The sequence below is a fragment of the Phycobacter azelaicus genome (genome assembly GCF_014884385.1).
GTDB lineage: Bacteria > Pseudomonadota > Alphaproteobacteria > Rhodobacterales > Rhodobacteraceae > Phycobacter > Phycobacter azelaicus.
Genome location: NZ_WKFH01000003.1, coordinates 3,048,462 through 3,063,732 on the forward strand (window position 1 = coordinate 3,048,462; position 15,271 = coordinate 3,063,732).

Below are 15,271 nucleotides of genomic sequence, written 5' to 3' on the forward strand. Positions count from 1 at the left end.
GACCGCGCCATAGATCGCTTTCCTTTTGTCAACATGAAGTTGTGAAAAGGCGGATTGCTCAGTGTCAATTTGACATAAATAAAACACATTCGAATTTCCAGATGCTACCCGATTCTTGTCCAAGGAAGGCTTCCTTGCGAATCTGGTTTCGAGCGGTTTTTTCGACCGATCTGGCTTTGACGGCATGCCTTTTTCTCCCGGCACATTGCGAACAATGGAGTACAACATGGCTACAATTATTGATCCAGAAAACGCGCAGGACGTTGATCAGCCGCTCAACACCGATCCGGATTATCGCGTAACGCATGTTTTCAGCACCGACGATGTAACTGGCACATTTGACGGATTGCGGCAGGGGGATGTGGCAGACGGCGATATGCCCGTCGTTGATTTCTCCGCCGATCCAACGGTCACGAAAGACGGTGTCGAGCTTTATCCGATCAACTCTGAGTTCGGCTATCACGTCACCGATTTGGATCCTCCCCCACTAAAGTGGTCCGCCGTTATGTTTAGGAAAACGGAGGATCAGAATGGCTACGAAGAGACACAAGCCGGAAGAGATTGTCACGAAGCTGCGGCAGGTTGAAGTGCTTGTCGGGCAAGGCATGGCGCGGGCGGATGCGATCCGCGAGGTTCGCATTACTGAGCAGACCTATTATCGCTGGCGCAAGAAATACGGCGGTATGGGAACCGACCAACTCAGGGAACTGAAGCGCCTCCAGAAAGAGAACGAACGGTTGAGAAAAGCCGTCTCGGATCTGACTTTGGACAAGCTGATCCTGGCTGAGGCGGCAAAGGGAAACTTTTGAGCCCCGCTCGCCGCCGCGCCTGCATCGATCACGTTCGCACCCGGTTCCATCTGTCCGAGAGACGCGCCTGCCGTGTCTTGGGTCAGCACCGATCCACGCAGAGGAAGGAGCCGCATGGCCGTGCCGATGAGGAGCGTCTGGTCGCGGACATGGTCGAACTGGCGCGGCAGTATGGCCGTTACGGCTATCGTCGGATCGCGGCTTTGCTGAGAGATGCGGGCTGGGAGGTGAACGACAAGCGGGTCGAGCGCCTATGGCGACGAGAGGGGCTGAAAGTGCCAATGAAGCAACCGAAGAAGGGACGGCTCTGGCTTTATGACGGATCCTGTGTCCGGCTGCGCCCTGAGTATCGCAACCACGTCTGGAGCTATGACTTTGTCCACTGCCGGACGGAGGACGGAAAGGTCTTCCGGACGCTCAACATCTTGGACGAGCACAGTCGGGAATGCTTGGCGATCAAGGTGAAGCGCAAGCTGAACTCGGGTGACGTGATCGATGCCTTGAGCGACCTGTTCATCATGCGGGGTGTGCCGGATTACATCCGGTCTGACAACGGCCCGGAGTTCGTGGCTCAGGCCGTTCAAGATTGGATCAGGGCCGTCGGCGCCAAGACCGCCTACATCGCGCCCGGGTCACCTTGGGAGAACGGCTACTGCGAAAGCCTCAATGCCAGGTTCCGCGATGAACTGCTCAACGGAGAAGTCTTCTACAGCCTTCGGGAAGCGGAAATCCTGATCGAACAATGGAGGAAACACTACAATACCAAACGACCACATAGTGCCTTGGGCTATCGCCCTCCCGCCCCGGAAACCATCATCCCGATGGACCCGAGACCGGTCATGCACTAACAATCAAAACGGACCACTCAGGTGGGGCTGATCAATTTCGAAGGTGCGGTGGAAAAGGAATTCTCAGACGGTTTGTATGAAGAGGGTTTCATCGGCAACCTGCCCAACGAAGTTGGGGACCAAATTGGTGTGGTCGTGTCCGATGCGCCGACGGATACCTTCAAAACGCCAGCCGTTTTGGGCACGTGGCTGTCCGGCCTGGGCGGGAACTCGGTCAAAGCCTCCACCGAGCATTACGTGGTGATGCAGAACATCCTTTCCGACCAGAAGTATCCTGGAGATCCGGATGCGGAGTATGCTCTGGACGACAACCTGATCGTGATTGGCGGCGATTATGATGGCCATGCGGTTCAGGATCTGCTGGACGGAACCGTTTCGGATGGAGAGGGTGGCTTCATCACCATTGCCGACGAAAACCAGGACGGCGTTGTTGATATCAAGGATATCCTGAACCCCAACGAGAGTTCGGTTGACTACGATATCGCGGCCAGCACAGACTATTCGGTGACGGTCAAGGATGATGGCAAGCTCCTTTATCGTTGGGGCAACATGATCAAGAAGCCCAATGATATCCGACTTGAAGCCCAACTGGACCTGCCTGAGGAATGGAGCCTGCGTCCGACCGAGGATTCCTTGCAGTCGCTGTACCGGAACACCTCTGCCGAGGTGGTGATGCATCACACCATCACCAACAACCCCAACGACCAGATCCGCCCGGAAGATCTGGAAAACGAATCTGCGATCGGCACGCTGCCGACCTATGAGATCGTATCCGACTACAACGAAGACGGCGAAGGTCCGCGTGAAGTCTGGCGGAGCACCGACGGGTACTACGCCGGTGATGGCACCTTCTACGAAGCCGGAACCATCCTGAAGGATGCGAACCTGGCGACCAACTGGGCCGCAAGTGATCTGGCCGAGATTGGTGCGGCCGATGGTGCCGAAGGGTTCACCAACGCGTGGTACACCACCATGAACCGCGAGCCTTTTGAGCCCGTTCTGGACGGAGATGAGTATGGCGACTCCGGTCCGCGCTGGCGCCTGAAGCCGGACAAGTACGGCCAGGACCTGCCGGGTGTGACCATTCCGACGGATCCGAGCGCGACCGCCAATCCGCAGAAAGATCAGGTTAAATATGAGGTGGGCGCAGAGACGCAGACTGTCATCAACCTCCTCGATTGGGAAACACCCTTCTCACCGATGGCCCTGAGTGCAGGCTTCCAGAACCTCGCCGGGACCGTGTCCGACAATGGCGTGAACATGAGCGACAAGTTCGATCTGTCGGTCTACATCAAAGGCGACATCAAGCCGGCGACGCTTTATAGTGCTGAGCTGCTTATGGATTATGAGGAGGTCGCAATCCACGATGTGGGTGTGGATTTTGTTGGCGGCGCTGGCGATGATGTCATCGCAGGGCAGGGAGACAATGAGCTGACTGGCGGGGCCGGGAATGACATGTTTGTTCTGTCTTACGGTGCAGAAGGTTCATCCGAGATTGTCGGCAATTCCGTCGTGCATGATTTCACAATCGGCGAAGATGTTCTGGGTTTCATCGGTTTGGGTGCGGATCATGTCACACTGTACACGGCGATGGCCTCGACCAACATCACGCAGAGCTTGGTCAGTGGCGACCTGTCTATCTCGATCGATGGCCGTCAGGTGGTGACCCTCGTAGGGGTCGGCTCCGAGCTTGGCGCAGAAAGCTTCTATACAGCGACAAAAAGCTCTGAAGTAGGGGTGCCTTCAACCACCACGGGTACCACCGGTCCTGACGTTCTTGAAGGGAATGACAGCGCGGACACCCTCTCGGGTCTTGAGGGCGACGATACCCTGATGGGCAACGGCGGGGATGACAGTTTGGATGGTGGGGTCGGTGAGGACTCCCTCATGGGCGGCACCGACAATGACACTGTGCTGGGTGGTGACGGCAATGACACTGTCTACGGCAATACCGGTGACGATCAGTTGTTCGGCGATGCCGGTGACGACTACATCAGTGGTGGTGACGGCAATGACGAGATCAACGGTGGTGATGATAATGACTACCTGATCGGCATGACCGGCGATGATCTCCTGAATGGCGGCACCGGAGTGGACACACTTCTGGGCAGCTTCGGCGACGACACCCTGTACGGCAATGCCGGCGATGACGAAATGTTCGGCGGCGCCAACAACGACCAGCTTTATGGTGGTGATGACAACGATGCCTTGGATGGCGGGTCGGGCAATGACACGCTGTACGGAAATATCGGCGAAGACACGCTGGATGGCGGTACGGGCGATGACTTCCTTCGCGGGGGCATCTATGGCGATACCTTTGTCTTCGCAGATGGAGATGGGGTGGATGTCATTGATGACTTCTCAACAGTCGAAGACACTCTGCAGCTGGACGATGCGATTTGGGGCGGCGGCCTCTCCGCACAAGCGGTGCTCGATACCTACGGTGGCGTGTCCGGTGGCCTTTATGTTCTCGATTTCGGCGACGGACAGACCATCACATTCAACGGTACTGTGACTGCTGCGGCGCTGGTGGACGATCTGGTGATCGTCTGATCGCAGATGCATCCGGTATCGGATGCTCGATAGGAATATGCAATGCCCGGAGCTCTGATCGAGCTTCGGGCATTGTTCCATGCCCTTGCCACTGTCTTCTTTTCAGGGTGAAAGACCAGCGCACGGCACAACACCTCGTTGCGCCAAGTGCAATGCACTTGATCATTAATCAGGAAAATGGCGCAGAGACAGGTCGCCGTGCAGAACTCCTGAAATTCCATTACTTACCTGTCCTGGCTTGCCCATGACGGTTTTATGAGAACGTGCGTTCAAGTGGCTTCCGGTGAAGTCCTGTAAACCCAGATTCTCGATAGAACGACCACAAGGTCCTAGCAAAGGCCGTTGCTTCCAATGTCGAAGAATATCAGCCCGGCGATGCAGTCCTGGCTGGTGGCGGGTCTCAGGGTTGTGCGATCTCGGAGCGATCTAGGGTCGTAAAGCTGGTCAAGAACCCGCAAAACCCTCCCTGGTCCCTAGTGTCCGGACCGATTGATTTCCCCTGGGTTGCGTGATTCACCGTTCGAAGAGCGAGCGGTGACCCTGTCCGATATTTTTTTGGCTGACGGATGCCCAAATGGCGCGTCTCGAGTGTTTCTTACCAAAGTCCTATGGCAAGCCACGCGTGCATTGCCCCGAGAGGGGCAGTGATCGAGATCATGTTCGGAAGGCTAAAAGACTGGCGGCGCGTAGCGACCCGATACGACAGATGCCCAAAAGTCTTCCTGTCAGCAATCGCGCTTGCAGCCCTCTTTATCTACTGGCTTTGAAACTCAATGAGTCCTGAGCCTAACCTGCTTGTGACATCTGAAACGGCTTCTTTAAAGAAGCTCACATTCCCGGACGGAAATCCATCATTTAGTGCATTCTCGCGTTCTTGTTCCAGATCAATCGTCATTATTATGGCACTCCCTTTCCAAAATCGTTGGCAACTCTGCAAAAATGCCTTGCTGCTGCAATAAACTCCTAAATCGTCTAAATTGCTTTTCTTGGTAGGCTTCATACAGACTGTCTGTCGTGACTCTCCATCTAACCGATTCGTGATGGCCAAAGTCACTAAAGCCTTCAGTAAACCATTGATATATGTCTAAATTTTCACTCTTGGTGAAGCCAGCCTTTTTCCAGCCTTGGACTGTTGGATCGTATTCATAGTCTATAACTTCAGGGGAGGTGCCGTTTACGTTGCAAGGTGGCGCAACTATCCTTATCGCTGGCAACCTTTCAGTTCCTGCATGATAGAACCTCCTAGAGAACAGTCTCGCCCCCTCCAGACGCCGAAACCCTGCCCCTTTCAAAATGTCGCGCACCGAAACCTGAGGTGCTTGTGATTTAAGACGATCTAAAGCGGCTATTAGGTAGAAAAAGTAGTAGGGCGTTCCAGATGGGCATGGAGCAAAAAAATATGCCGAATGATACGTGCTAAGGTGCCGATTTATTAGAGGGCGATAGGTTTCGTAATTTTTCAAAAAGTAGCTTCTAATATCTTCAGGGTAGCCATCAACGCCGTTTGTGACGCGAAACTTTCTGCTCTGGATTTCCGCAAAAACACGGACTAGCTGGTATTTTAGCTCATCACCCCACCCCTCTCGCGGGTTCATCTCAACAAAATTAAGGGTGTATGCAAGATCCCTAATAACAGATTTTGCATTCCTTGTTCTGGGGAGGTAGAACTGGACTGCTTCGGTCGCGTATTTTCGCTCATTTGCTTCAAAACCCTGAATCACACTTTCCAAGTATTCGATCTCCGATCTTACTTCTGAAAGCTCGTACTTCCTCGGAGAAAGCCGAAAGTAGCAATCTGTGGAGGCAAGAGCGCTGTTGGTAAGGGTGGAAATTCCCAAGGTTAATAAAGTTACCCAAAGCATGTTTTTCTTGTAGTGGAGAGTGCTTGGCATGTGGCTTGCTCATCATTCATTTTTTGGAAAAAACTTGTTGCCTGAACATAAGTTTCACTGCGGCGTTTTCTGGGAACGAGCTTTTGTTTCTTTGCATAGCGGGGCAATTAAGTAAAGTGATCGTCATAATCTTAGATCAATCGTTAGATGATCTGCCCGGCAGAACAGACATGGGCAAGGCCCAGATACACCAGATCGCCGCCCCTCAGCCCGCTGTCGACATCCCCATCTAAGAGTGCGAGGCCGAGCAGATCGCCCGCGAGCAACAGACGGGCGTGAATGGTCCAAACATGCTTTGGGAGCAACGGGAACGCTTGAACTCGCGGCTGGATGCTTTTCTCGTCATTTTGTTTCTCCAGTTTCATGAACACCCTATCTCGGTGTCCACGACACCGGCAGGGGGCCAGGAGGACGATGCTGCAGTTTGCCAAGCGTGGACGTTTCGGGAGCCAAAGGTCTGCTCTAAGAGGTTTTCACCCCTGCAGCAGAGCTTTCGCGGCACCATCTTTGAATGGTGAATTTGGACAGGTTGGCGTTATTTGGCGACAGAGACCAGGCCGGAGGCGCTACCACCCTGCCGCCGTTTTACCCCCGGCATTCAAGACTATGGGCGAGGCGGTTCCTTGTCGCGCCAACGCCGCCTGTCATGTTGCGGGCAAGGCAATCCATATGCCCGCAAACATCAGCGCACCACCGATATTCACCCATGTATGCCAAACCGCATATCGGTAAGGCATCTCCTTTTGGGCGTAAAATGCAGTTCCAACCACGTAGGCAACTGCCCCGGCCACAATGCACCAAAGTGTCGCGACGGGCACATCTGAAAGGTCGGGCAGGGCGCTCAATCCGAGTGCGCCCAGCCCAAGGTAGGACGCGGTTGACCATCGTGACTTGACTGTTTCGTTTGTAATCTTGTTCCAGACAGCCAAGGCCGTCAGACCCCAGCAGATCCAGAGCAACGTCATAGTCCACGGGGTGCCAGCGATCACAAAGAAAGGTGTGAATGCACCCGAAATGCTGGGGTAGATGGCAGCATGATCAATACGTCGCAGCAGGATGCGCCGGTGATGCCAAGTGGAAAAATGATAGGCAGTGGAGGCCAGGTTGGAGGCCAAAGCGCACAACAGGTAAACTATGACCGCAAGAACCAATTTGGGTTCTAGACTAGGGATCGATTTGGTCACAAGCAAACCGCCGGCAACAAGGATCAACACCAGTGCAATAGCGTGCGTGACAGCATCTGCTTGTCGGTGCTTTTGATTGGGAGTTGGATAGGTCGCTTTGGTCACGTTGGCCTCGGGCACATAAATTGCTGACGCTACATCCGGCCCAGCAGAGTGTCCATGCTTCCGAGGCGTCAGGTAGCGCGCTCGTGCCTTGGAGGCTTGACCAACCACACCCAATGGCGGCAGCGTGACGTCATGTGCAACCTTTACAGCAACATCAGATCTCAAGACGCCATCAGGCAACTCTTCCCCGGGCTCGCAGATCGCGCGGGGAACCTGGGAGGTGGCACCTATTACCCCGACCAGATGGCTCCAATCCTTCGGCATTCAGGCGGAGGATTGGAGCTGGTTCAGGCGCGTTGGGGGATGCCATCTCCTGCCTTCGCCCTGAAGACGAAGAGAGATCCCGGCGTAACCAACGTCCGAAACCTGACCTCGCGCCACTGGCAACGCTGGTTGGGTCCCTCGCACCGCTGTCTGGTGCCGATCACCTCCTTTGCCGAGCCGGTCAAGGGAGGAAATCAGTGGTTCCGTTTTGCCGACCCAGATCGCCCAGCATTCTTTGCCGGGATCGAGACGCGCAGCTGGCGATCGGTGCGCAAGGTAAAGGACGGCGAGACGGAGGACGATCTTTTCGCCTTTCTGACCTGCCAGCCGAACGCAGAGGTGTCTGAGGTTCACCCTAAGGCAATGCCGGTGATCCTGACGGAGCCCGAAGAATGGGAGTTGTGGTTGACGGCTCCCATTGAGGTTGCCAAAGCGCTGCAGCGTCCCTTGCCGGACGGGGCCCTCCTGCCTTTCGACACAGAGGTTGGGAGGGAGCGGCTTACATGAAGTTGAAATCCGTGACTCGGGCGGCAGGTTAGAGCGCTCGTTAGCCGATTCTGACCTGCGCGCCCCGCGCTTTCGTTATTCAGAGCCCGTTGGTTTACGGGTCAGGGATTGCCGCAACCCTTTGACCAATTGGCGACTGCCTCTGGCGCATCGCGGGATCGCATAGGGCACGTCTTTTTTGTAGTGCTGGAAACGCTGGCCGAACCGCTTTTCAAGTCGCTGCTCTTTCAGCAACGGGGCAGCAAGGCAGTAGCTTGTCAACACCAACGCAAGGCCAAGCTGGTCCGGCGTCCACACCGGCACCGTCCACAGCGTCAGCGCGAAGGCTACGTAGATTGGGTGCCGTATCAGGCGGAACAATCCGGTTGTCGGCACATCCGGGAAGACGGGTTTTACGTTTCGCATCAAAGACATCCAACCCAATGCGCCCGACTGGACCTCGGCCCCTGCATCCCAGCTGGCTTTGATCAAGAGCCCCCAGGCCGCAGCGTAGAGTGTGGTCATCAAATAGAAGGCCCAACCCTCTGCCTGCCACCAGATGACGCCGCTGGGAGTCCAGAACGTAAACAAAGCAAACAGTTGGAGCGAGGCGATGATTGCATAAGTCGATGTGCTCAACGTTGCACCATGCGGAGATGGAACAAGACGAACGAGCCATTTGCTGCCGACGTCCGATAGAAGAAACGAGTGGACCAGGGGAAACTGCAGAAGCAGAAGGGCGTTTGCGAAGGCAGCGGTCGGCCATGGCACCGTTCCAAGGCTTTTGCTCATTCCGAAAAACATGGCCACCACCATGGCAACAACGGCGGCAGCAAATGTGGTGTGCGTGACCATGCCAAAACAAAGCGCGAGCACGATGCGAGCCTTGCCCGGAGCGGGCTCAATAACTCCTCTCAGAAGCCAGATCAGTCGTTTGAAGTGACTATCTTCAGGGCGGATCATGTCGACGTATCTGTCCTGTTCACAGGTTTCGCCCCGAGCCGAGAGGCGATCCGCGAAAGAGCGGGTCGAATGGGCAAGAACCCTCGGTATGCGAGCTCCAGCAGAGAAATCACCCCCGGCAAGCGTGCCACACGCGCCAACCATCGCCATTTGGGAAGAGTGCCCCAGAGCTCAGTGAAACCGCGCGCACCGGATAACAGAACTCCATCTGGCCGACGCACGTGGAACCGCTCCAGCGCATTCTGGCGCGTCAGATCATCGCCAAGACCTGCATTGGGGTCTGATACGTCTACAAACATAAGGCGATCAGCCCCCGCGCAGGAGGCGTAGTGCCCTATCTCGACAGAGCAAAGAGGGCACGATCCGTCATAGTAGACCGTGGTGCGAGATTGATCGGCTTCGATCTCGGCCGAATTGACCTCAAGCTCATGTTTGTCCGTTTCTTGCATCGTGTTCGACCTTAGTTCCGCAGACCACTTAGCTCCGCGTAAAAGGTAGCTCTCTATCTCAAGAAACGAGGGCGCAGCCGTGTCAAACAGATGCGTTACGAGGTCGCAACTTGGGATGCTCCCGGCCACGTTCGACGGCAGCTTTGAGCGAACAATTCCAGTCAGATGGCAGGTGGCGGCTACACAAGCAGTAAAGCACGGCTTTCACACAGAGCAATAAGCATACGCCTGCGTCCCACGGACAGACCACGCTGCGACAGAACCTAAAGACTAGCATTGCCTGGCGCGTGCTCTGGGTTTGTCAGTATTGTCGGTTTTGTCTTCGAGGGTCGGTCAAAGATCGTTGGCGGCCTAGGTTACCGTACTCCACCGGATCTTCGTGCTTGGGAATTAAAGGAGTAACGCAAAACCCTCAGCACGGTATCTGCGTTCAAATACAATCTATTGGGATGGGATTATGGCGGAGAGACAGGGATTCGAACCCTGGGTCCCCGTGAAGGGACAACGGTTTTCGAGACCGCCCCGTTCGACCACTCCGGCACCTCTCCGCGGGGGGTGAGCGGCGGTTTAATCAGGAATTCCTATGGGCGCAAGGGGGATTTTCGAGGAAATCCGAGAAAGCTTCTTTTTCATTGCCTGTCGTGGAATTTCCCATAGTTTTATTCGCATGACCCAGCAGCGCATCAAACCCGCCTCCGCCATTCTATCACTTTTTCTAGCCGCGTTCTGGCTGTTTTCCTGGGCAGTGGCTGCCTCTGCTGCGGATCGCTCGCGCGTGGCGATGTTTCTTGAGGTGACGGGGTTTGATGTTGCTTTGGACAGTATTGCGCTTTCTGCAGGCAGCGCCCCGCAGATGCTAGGCCTTGAAGCGCAGGATTTCGGCCAGCAGTGGACCCGCATGTCCGAACAGGTCTTTGATCGCAGCAAGATGCGCGAGCAGGCCTTGGACATTCTCGAGGAAACACTCGATGACAAAGCTCTCGAGCATGCTCAGGCCTTTTATGCCAGTGCTTTGGGACAGCGGCTCGTGGCGGCGGAGAATGCAGCGCACAAGGTGGAGGATGATGAAGTCAAACAACTGGCGGGCCAGCGTATCATCTCTGATCTTGTGCGTGCCGGAAGTGACCGGATTGCGCTGTTCCAGCGCATGAATGCCGCGATAGATGCTGCCGATGCTGGCGTGCGCGCGGTGCAGCAGATCCAGTTCCGGTTCATCATGGCAGCCAGCGCGGCGGGGGTGATCGACCTGCAATTGGATGCAGACGGGCTGCGGGCCTGGCAGGACCAGCAAGCTGCGAGTCTTCGCATGAACCTAAAGGCATCCGCGATCGCAACGTCAGCGTACACCTATCAGGGTTTCAGTGACGAGGAGGTTTTGTCCTATGTCCGAGCCTTGGAAACACCCCTGATGCAGGAGGTCTATGAATTATTGAACGCGGTTCAGTACGAGATCACGGCGGACCGCTACGAACAGCTTGCCTATCGGATGAAAGAGCTGGGCCAGAGCGAAGACATTTAATTTCTATGGGCGGGCCGTATTTGTCTGTGATCCGGCTTGGGGATTTTTTGCAATCTAGTCATGTGAAGGCTTGACTCAGGTGAGGGGATCCATAAAAGACGTGCATCCCGGTCCGGTTTCTCCGCGCCGGGGTTATTTTGTCATAACGACCCGCGCAAGGGTCGCGCTGTTCGAGGCGGCAACCGGCCGATAGGCCGAAAGCCAAAAACACCTGAGTGCCAGGGGCCGAAGGACGCGGTTGAAAAAGGAAAGACGCACATGTTTGCGGTCCTCAAGACTGGCGGCAAGCAGTACAAGGTTCAGGCGGGCGACGTGCTCCGCGTTGAGAAACTTGCTGCAGATGCCGGCGAAACAATCCAGTTCGACGAAGTTCTGATGCTCGGTGGCGATGCACCGGTTGTCGGTGCTCCGCTGGTAGATGGCGCTGCCGTAAAGGCAGAAGTGATCGACCAGATCAAAGGCGAAAAGCTGATCCACTTTGTGAAGCGTCGCCGGAAGCACTCGTCCAAGCGCACCAAGGGTCACCGTCAAAAGCTGACCCTGATCAAGATCACCGAGATCCTGGCATCGGGCGCAACCAAAGCTGCTCCGAAAGCTGCTGCAAAAGCCGCTCCCAAGGCAGCTCCGGCTGCTGATGCTGCGGATGATCTGACCCAGCTGACCGGTGTTGGCCCTGCCGCTGCCAAAAAGCTGAACGAAGCCGGTATCACCAGCTTTGCTCAGATCGCAGCCTTGTCGGCAGACGATATTGCTGCTATCGACGCCATCAAAGTGAAACCCGAATGGGTTGAACAGGCCAAAGATCTGGCCAAAGGCTAAGGAGATAGACAATGGCACATAAGAAAGCTGGCGGTTCCTCCCGTAACGGCCGCGACTCAGCCGGTCGCCGCCTTGGCGTGAAACTCTATGGTGGCCAGGCTGCCATCGCAGGCAACATCATCGTACGTCAGCGCGGCACCAAGTTTTGGCCGGGCGAAGGCGTTGGTCTGGGCAAAGATCACACCATCTTTGCAACCACCGACGGTGCTGTGACCTTCCACAAGGGTCTCAAAGGCCGCACCTTTGTATCGGTTCTCCCAGTGGCGGAGGCCGCTGAGTAAGCCGAACCCAACGTGGCAACAAAATTTGGGGGATCGGCGATGCAGCCGGTCCCCTTTTTGGTTTTCTCAATGGTTTTGCTGTAAGGCCCGATAGAAAGTCATCGGGTTCAAGCCTTGGTGAATTCCACCCTGGAGGAGTTGTACTGCCTGCGTCTGGCACATCTTGGATGAGTACCTATTTAGGGACCCAAGGCGCATTTTGTCCGGACGCAGAGCGGATAAGAGTATTGAAGGAGGAGAGCGGAATGAGTTTGGATCAGATTGGCACGCAGCCCATCATCGAGACAGAGCGTTTCGTGCTGCGCCCTTTGCGCAAATCGGATGAAGGCTTGATCGCCCACTACGCAGGGGATGAACGTGTTGCGCGCATGACCGCGTCGATTCCGCATCCATTGCCGCCCGGCGCAGCGGAAGCCTATGTCTCCCGTGCGATGAGTGCCGAACGAGACGAAGACGTCTGGGCCATTGACGGCACCCCAGCGGGCGGGGACGAACTGAAAGGCGTGATTGGGCTAAAGCGCATGGATCGCAACCAGTCAGAGGTGGCCTACTGGGTCGCTCCGGCGTTCTGGAACACAGGCCTTGCTTCAGAAGCCCTGGAGGCTTTGGTGCAAGCCAACCCGCTTGGCAATGCGGCCATGTTCGCGTCGGTTTTTCAGGACAATCCGGCTTCGGCGCGAGTTTTGATCCACTGCGGCTTTGAGTATCTTGGAGATGCGGAAACTTTTTGCGTTGCCCGCGACTCAACGGTTCCGACCTGGACCTATAGCCGCAAGCAAGACGGATAAATCAGCGATTGGCGCCTTGGTAGGGATGCGGTAAGGCAATCGCAAAAAAACGGGTTGGTGCCATAGATGGCCCCGACCGAGAGATACAACAAGGTGAGGGTGCAGAAGGCGCCCTTGCATGAAGGAGCCGACATGAAATTCCTCGATCTGGCAAAGGTCTATATCCGCTCTGGCGCCGGGGGGAATGGATGCATCAGCTTTCGGCGCGAAAAGTACATCGAATACGGCGGCCCCGATGGTGGCGACGGTGGTAAGGGCGGCTCGGTCTGGGCCGAGGCTGTAGATGGCCTCAACACGCTGATCGATTTCCGCTACCAGCAGCATTTCTTTGCCAAGAACGGCCAGTCCGGCATGGGGCGGCAGCGCACCGGCAAGGATGGCGACGACATCATCCTGCGCGTGCCCGTCGGCACCGAGATCCTCGACGAGGATGAAGAGACCGTTTTGGCCGATATGACCGAGCTGGGCCAGCGGGTGCTTCTGGCCAAGGGTGGCAATGGCGGTTTTGGCAACCTGCATTTCAAAACATCTGTGAACCAGGCCCCGCGCCGGGCTAATCCGGGGCAGGAGGGTGTTGATCGGACGATCTGGCTCCGCCTGAAATTGATCGCGGATGCCGGGCTTTTGGGTCTGCCCAACGCTGGGAAATCGACTTTCCTCTCGGCCACCTCTAACGCGCGGCCAAAGATTGCGGATTACCCCTTTACCACGTTGCACCCGAACCTGGGCGTTGTGGGCATCGATAACGCTGAGTTCGTTGTTGCCGATATTCCCGGCCTCATCGAAGGGGCCCATGAAGGGCGCGGGATCGGGGACCGTTTCCTGGGGCATGTCGAACGCTGCGCGGTGCTGCTGCATCTGGTGGATGGCACCTCTGACACTTTGGTGGAGGATTATCACACGATCATCGGTGAGCTTGAGGCCTATGGCGGCGAGCTGGCCGACAAACCGCGCATTACCGCGCTCAACAAGGTCGACGCCCTCGACGACGAAGAGCGGGCAGAGGCCAAGGCTGCCCTCGAGGCTGCCGTTGGCGGGCCGGTTTTTATGATGTCGGGTGTCAGCCGCGAAGGCCTGACAGATGTACTTCGGGCGCTGCGCAGCCAGATCGATGAGGACCGCCTGCGCCTGAAGCCCGCGGAGGAGGAGGACGCCCCGTGGCAGCCCTGAGCGATGCGCGCCGCGTTGTCATCAAGATCGGCTCAGCGCTGCTTGTGGATCGAAAGACGGGACAACTGCGCGCGGGCTGGCTGCACTCGCTGGCCAACGACGTCGCCTTGCTCAAATCTCAGGGCAAGGATGTGGTGATCGTCTCCTCTGGCTCAATTGCCTTGGGGCGGGGCGTTCTGAACCTGCCGCCTGCGGAATTGCCGCTCGAACAATCGCAGGCTGCTGCGGCAGTGGGGCAAATCCGTCTGGCCCGCGCCTATGAGGAAGCGCTTGCACCGCACGGCATCACAACGGCTCAGGTGCTGGTAACGCTTGAGGACAGCGCAGACCGGCGCCGTTACCTCAATTCCCGCGCCACGCTTGAGACCCTGATCAGTCTTGGTGCCGTGCCGATCGTGAATGAAAACGACACCATCGCCACCGACGAGATCCGCTATGGTGACAATGACCGTCTTGCGGCGCAGGTCGCCGTCACGGTCGGCGCCGATACGCTGGTGCTTTTGTCCGATGTGGATGGGTTCTACAGCGCCAACCCGGCTCAGGACCCCGATGCCAAACGCTTCGACCGGATCGATAAGATCACGCCCGAAATCGAAGCCATGGCCGGCGACGGCGTTTCGGGGCTTTCCAAGGGCGGCATGATCACCAAGCTGATGGCGGCCAAGATGGCCACCGCCGCAGGCTGCGCCATGGTGATCACTGAAGGGTCGGCTTTGAACCCACTGAAAACACTCGAAGACGGTGCACCCTCCACCTGGTTCACTGCGCAAGGAGATCCGCAAGCTGCGCGCAAGCGCTGGATTGCCGCGATGAAAACACGAGGCGTCATCACCGTGGATAAGGGCGCTGCTCATGCATTGATGAATGGCAAAAGCCTTTTGCCTGCCGGTGTGCGATATGTAGAAGGAGACTTTGGTCGGGGGGATCCCCTGGCCATCCTTGGCCCAGACGGACGCAAACTGGGGCAGGGGCTTTCGCGATATACCGGCGATGAAGCCCGTGCCATTCAGGGGCGCCAGTCGGCAGAGATCGAAGCGACGCTTGGCTATCCGGGCCGCGCCGCATTGATCCACCGAGACGACATCGCCTTCTGATCCTCTTCTTTATGGAATTTCCCTCGGGTTTCGCAGTAGTGTCTGCG

The 15,271-nt window shown here is 56.5% G+C and carries 16 protein-coding genes and 1 tRNA gene; 11 read left to right on the plus strand and 6 right to left on the minus strand.

Annotated elements, in window-relative coordinates; all coding sequences use genetic code 11:
• The first annotated feature begins 115 nt into the window (after positions 1–115).
• The 4 genes from INS80_RS15735 to INS80_RS19540 all read left to right on the plus strand — a co-directional run bounded on the left by INS80_RS15735 (position 116) and on the right by INS80_RS19540 (position 4,977).
• Positions 116–586, plus strand: a complete 471-nt coding sequence (locus INS80_RS15735; RefSeq protein ID WP_192966534.1) for a hypothetical protein — start codon at positions 116–118, stop codon at positions 584–586.
• Positions 531–1,657, plus strand: a protein-coding gene (locus INS80_RS15740; protein WP_192966535.1) for an IS3 family transposase whose coding sequence is annotated in 2 segments (ribosomal slippage) — positions 531–795 and positions 795–1,657 — 1,128 coding nt in all. Because the reading frame shifts where the segments join, the coding sequence is not laid out codon by codon here. Before INS80_RS15735 ends, INS80_RS15740 begins: the two co-directional genes overlap by 56 nt.
• 21 nt (positions 1,658–1,678) lie before the next feature.
• The gene (locus INS80_RS15745; protein ID WP_192966536.1) at positions 1,679–4,210 is read left to right on the plus strand and encodes a calcium-binding protein; all 2,532 of its coding nucleotides are present in this window, start codon (positions 1,679–1,681) and stop codon (positions 4,208–4,210) included.
• A 566-nt stretch (positions 4,211–4,776) separates the two neighbouring features.
• Entirely contained in the window at positions 4,777–4,977 is a 201-nt protein-coding gene (locus INS80_RS19540) for a transposase (RefSeq protein WP_439650946.1), read from the plus strand.
• Between the two features lie 117 nt (positions 4,978–5,094).
• On the opposite strand, the gene INS80_RS15760 is transcribed toward INS80_RS19540, so the two are convergent.
• The 3 genes from INS80_RS15760 to trhA all read right to left on the minus strand — a co-directional run bounded on the left by INS80_RS15760 (position 5,095) and on the right by trhA (position 7,655).
• Positions 5,095–6,102: a hypothetical protein gene (locus tag INS80_RS15760; RefSeq protein ID WP_192966537.1), complete on the minus strand. Its 1,008-nt coding sequence runs from the start codon at positions 6,100–6,102 to the stop codon at positions 5,095–5,097.
• A 143-nt stretch (positions 6,103–6,245) separates the two neighbouring features.
• The gene (locus INS80_RS15765) at positions 6,246–6,467 is read right to left on the minus strand and encodes a hypothetical protein (protein ID WP_192966538.1); all 222 of its coding nucleotides are present in this window, start codon (positions 6,465–6,467) and stop codon (positions 6,246–6,248) included.
• A gap of 279 nt (positions 6,468–6,746) precedes the next feature.
• The gene (trhA, locus tag INS80_RS15770; RefSeq protein ID WP_369411420.1) at positions 6,747–7,655 is read right to left on the minus strand and encodes a PAQR family membrane homeostasis protein TrhA; all 909 of its coding nucleotides are present in this window, start codon (positions 7,653–7,655) and stop codon (positions 6,747–6,749) included.
• Between trhA and INS80_RS15775 the strand changes: the two genes are divergently transcribed.
• Positions 7,563–8,162: an SOS response-associated peptidase gene (locus tag INS80_RS15775; RefSeq protein ID WP_369411443.1), complete on the plus strand. Its 600-nt coding sequence runs from the start codon at positions 7,563–7,565 to the stop codon at positions 8,160–8,162. The genes trhA and INS80_RS15775 overlap by 93 nt on opposite strands.
• Positions 8,163–8,237: 75 nt before the next feature.
• Here the strand turns inward: INS80_RS15775 and INS80_RS15780 are convergent, their stop codons facing one another.
• The 3 genes from INS80_RS15780 to INS80_RS15790 form a co-directional block, all read right to left on the minus strand.
• Positions 8,238–9,104 (minus strand): methyltransferase family protein, encoded by an 867-nt coding sequence (locus tag INS80_RS15780; protein WP_226892643.1) that lies wholly within the window; start codon positions 9,102–9,104, stop codon positions 8,238–8,240.
• The gene (locus tag INS80_RS15785) at positions 9,101–9,553 is read right to left on the minus strand and encodes a thiol-disulfide oxidoreductase DCC family protein (protein WP_192966541.1); all 453 of its coding nucleotides are present in this window, start codon (positions 9,551–9,553) and stop codon (positions 9,101–9,103) included. The genes INS80_RS15780 and INS80_RS15785 overlap by 4 nt, the downstream gene beginning before the upstream one ends.
• A 458-nt stretch (positions 9,554–10,011) precedes the next feature.
• Positions 10,012–10,101, minus strand: a tRNA-Ser gene (locus INS80_RS15790).
• A 119-nt stretch (positions 10,102–10,220) separates the two neighbouring features.
• Here INS80_RS15790 and INS80_RS15795 point away from each other — a divergent pair.
• The 6 genes from INS80_RS15795 to proB all read left to right on the plus strand — a co-directional run bounded on the left by INS80_RS15795 (position 10,221) and on the right by proB (position 15,224).
• Positions 10,221–11,072, plus strand: coding sequence for a DUF2059 domain-containing protein (locus INS80_RS15795; protein ID WP_192966542.1), 852 nt, complete (start codon positions 10,221–10,223; stop codon positions 11,070–11,072).
• A gap of 258 nt (positions 11,073–11,330) precedes the next feature.
• Positions 11,331–11,891: a 50S ribosomal protein L21 gene (locus INS80_RS15800; protein ID WP_192966543.1), complete on the plus strand. Its 561-nt coding sequence runs from the start codon at positions 11,331–11,333 to the stop codon at positions 11,889–11,891.
• Positions 11,892–11,902: 11 nt separating this feature from the next.
• A complete protein-coding gene (rpmA, locus tag INS80_RS15805; protein ID WP_192966544.1) occupies positions 11,903–12,172 on the plus strand; it encodes a 50S ribosomal protein L27 in 270 nt (89 codons plus the stop codon).
• Positions 12,173–12,417: 245 nt separating this feature from the next.
• Positions 12,418–12,960 (plus strand): GNAT family N-acetyltransferase, encoded by a 543-nt coding sequence (locus tag INS80_RS15810; RefSeq protein ID WP_192966545.1) that lies wholly within the window; start codon positions 12,418–12,420, stop codon positions 12,958–12,960.
• 132 nt (positions 12,961–13,092) lie between these two features.
• Positions 13,093–14,130 (plus strand): GTPase ObgE, encoded by a 1,038-nt coding sequence (obgE, locus tag INS80_RS15815; protein ID WP_192966546.1) that lies wholly within the window; start codon positions 13,093–13,095, stop codon positions 14,128–14,130.
• Positions 14,118–15,224, plus strand: coding sequence for a glutamate 5-kinase (proB, locus tag INS80_RS15820; protein WP_192966547.1), 1,107 nt, complete (start codon positions 14,118–14,120; stop codon positions 15,222–15,224). The genes obgE and proB overlap by 13 nt, the downstream gene beginning before the upstream one ends.
• The last annotated feature ends 47 nt before the right edge of the window (positions 15,225–15,271 follow it).